General features: G+C 52.1%; 2 protein-coding genes. Both read right to left on the reverse strand.

Going from position 1 to position 2,472, the window contains the following annotated elements; genetic code table 11:
• Positions 1-100: 100 nt before the first annotated feature.
• Entirely contained in the window at positions 101-2,320 is a 2,220-nt protein-coding gene (locus tag NK638_RS12165; protein ID WP_342454297.1) for a cytochrome c biogenesis protein CcdA, read from the reverse strand.
• Between the two features lie 51 nt (positions 2,321-2,371).
• Positions 2,372-2,464 (reverse strand): protein-disulfide reductase DsbD domain-containing protein, encoded by a 93-nt coding sequence (locus tag NK638_RS12170; protein ID WP_274633219.1) that lies wholly within the window; start codon positions 2,462-2,464, stop codon positions 2,372-2,374.
• Positions 2,465-2,472: the final 8 nt, after the last annotated feature.

Raw genomic sequence — 2,472 nt, forward strand, 5'->3', positions numbered from 1 at the left:
GCTTTTGATTGGCAAAATATACGGCATTAGCTGTTATGTCAGGCGGGTGTTTGAAGGTGAGACATTCACCCTTTCAGCTATTGCTCATCCATGTAGATGATTAGCGATTGAGCGCTTCTAAAGTCTGCTCAAATGCCGAACGCCCGATTTCCCCTACTTGCTGATTGACCAACTGCCCGTCTTGATAATAGAGCAATGCTGGCGGTCCAAATAGCTGATAACGCGCTAAGATGGCTTTTGAGTTCTCTGTCGTCTCTGTGATATCGAGTCTGACCAGCAGCCAGTCTTGCATCTGAGCAGGACGATTGTGAAATAAGTTTTTGTCCATAATACGGCACTCAACACACCACTCTGCTGTCAGATCGACAATGACTTTCGGATTGTCAGCCAAAATAGCATCTAGCTCAGCAAGGGTGGTGATGTGCGCGTCATTAGCGCTATTGCTCGCACCTGTTACACCGTTTGCAGATGTCATCATCATAGGCGCGGCGCTTAAAGAGGCCAGCGGATGCAGACTGTCATCGTTACCCAAAGCGGCACCCACCATCAGACAAGCCGCCCAAATCCCAGCGATTAGGCCCAGTGCCTGGGTTAAGATACGACCTTTACCAAGCCAGCTCCACGCCCATGTCGCCAGTACCATAAACCAAAGTGCCCATACCACCAGCATGACAGGCGAGATAAAGACGCGCTCAATCAGCAGCAGCGACACAGCAAAAAGCAGCAACGCAAAACCTTGCTTGACCCAGTTCATCCACGCGCCAGCTTTTGGCATGATCTTGCCTTGAGTGGCACCGATTAGGATCAGCGGCGCGGACAGACCAAAACCCAGCATAAATAAAGCGACAAACCCAAGCAGCGGACTGCCAATGGTAGACACCGCCAGCAGCGCGCCAAATAACGGCGCTGAGACACAAGGCGACACCACCAGCGCAGATAAAAAACCAGCGATTAGGCTGCCGCCCGCACTACCAAGCTTGCTATCTCCTGCTTGACTCAAGCGCTGCATCTTACTACTGATGGCATTGGGCAAATGAATACTAAAAACACCCAGCATATATAACGCCAAAAGTACAAACACGATGGCAAAGCTGATTAAGATAATCGGGTTTTGTAGCCAACCGATGATGCCCAAAGACTCACCAAACACCGCAATAACTGCACCTAAAACCCCATAAGCGGTGGCTACCCCAATGGCGTAGCTGCCTGTCAAAAGCACACCGCGTTTGACCGTGGGATTGTCTTCACGGGCGACGATATTGGCCACAATGGGTAGCATGGGCAGGACGCAAGGCGTCAATGCCAAGCCCAAGCCTGCTAAAAACAGCAAAGCCAATGCCAGCCATGGATGAGACGCTAGGCCAAAAGGGTCGCTATCCATTGCGCCGATAGCGGCAGTCTCACTACTACTTGAGGCTCGATCAGAAGACTGCTGGGTGTCTGCTATGGGCGCAGCTGCACCGGCAATCTCACCTTCCAATGACACATCGTCTATCAAATCATAGTCGACGACTTCATCATCCATCTGCTCACCAGCAAGGCCGCTGGCACTCTCTGGCGGCGCAGCAGCCGATGATGTGGTTAGCGGCTCACTAATGGCCGCCTTATCTTGAGCGTCAGTATCTACGGTATGAGCGTCAGCATTGGCCGCAGTGCTTTTAGCTGTCGCGTCTTGGCCAGTCGCTGATGCATTATTGGCACGGCTATGGGAGGGTACAGCGGCGATACTGACTGTGGTTTTTATCTTCTCTGGTGGATAGCACAGCCCTGCTTTGGCGCAGCCCTGCCAACCAATCGTAATCGCAGCATTGTCTAGAGGCTTGCCATCTGTCGTACTCAGCGTGGTGCTCGCCACTACATTGGCCTGATCAAACACTGGCACGCGGCCAAAGGTCGGATCGTCGATAGAAACGGGCTGCTGATTAAAGGTAAACGGCGCGGCCTTTACCCCATCAGGCAGTGTCAGCTTGAGCTGATTTTGATACACATAGTGCTCAGGGGTGATATCAAAATTTATCGACAAGCGCGTGCCAGCTGTGGCAGGGCTGCTGCTACTGCTGACATCAAAGGCTTCGTCAACGGATAAAAACTTTTTTTGTGCACGACTGTCACTGCTATCACCAAACAAATCGCCCAATCCTGCTGCGTGCGCGGGCATCGGCGCGCTTAGCCCTGCCATCACAGCGCTGGCACTTAGCACAAGTGCCGATAGATAGGGGCGGTTTTTTACACTGTAATAGGGCGCATGCTTGGCGTGTTTAGAAGCGATGGTTTCGCCGGTAGTCGTGGTCGGCGGCTGTGTTGCTATATGTGCGGGCATGAAAGGCTACCTATTTATTACTCAGGATCGGATCAAAATGTCAGCAACGGCTTAGCGTGGCACTGCGATATCAACTTTGGTCGCCATCTTTTCTGGTGGATAGCATAGTCCTGCCTCAGCACAGCCCTGCCAATGAATAACCACAGGGACGT

This window comes from Psychrobacter sp. A3, from assembly GCF_028823565.1.
Lineage (GTDB): Bacteria > Pseudomonadota > Gammaproteobacteria > Pseudomonadales > Moraxellaceae > Psychrobacter > Psychrobacter celer.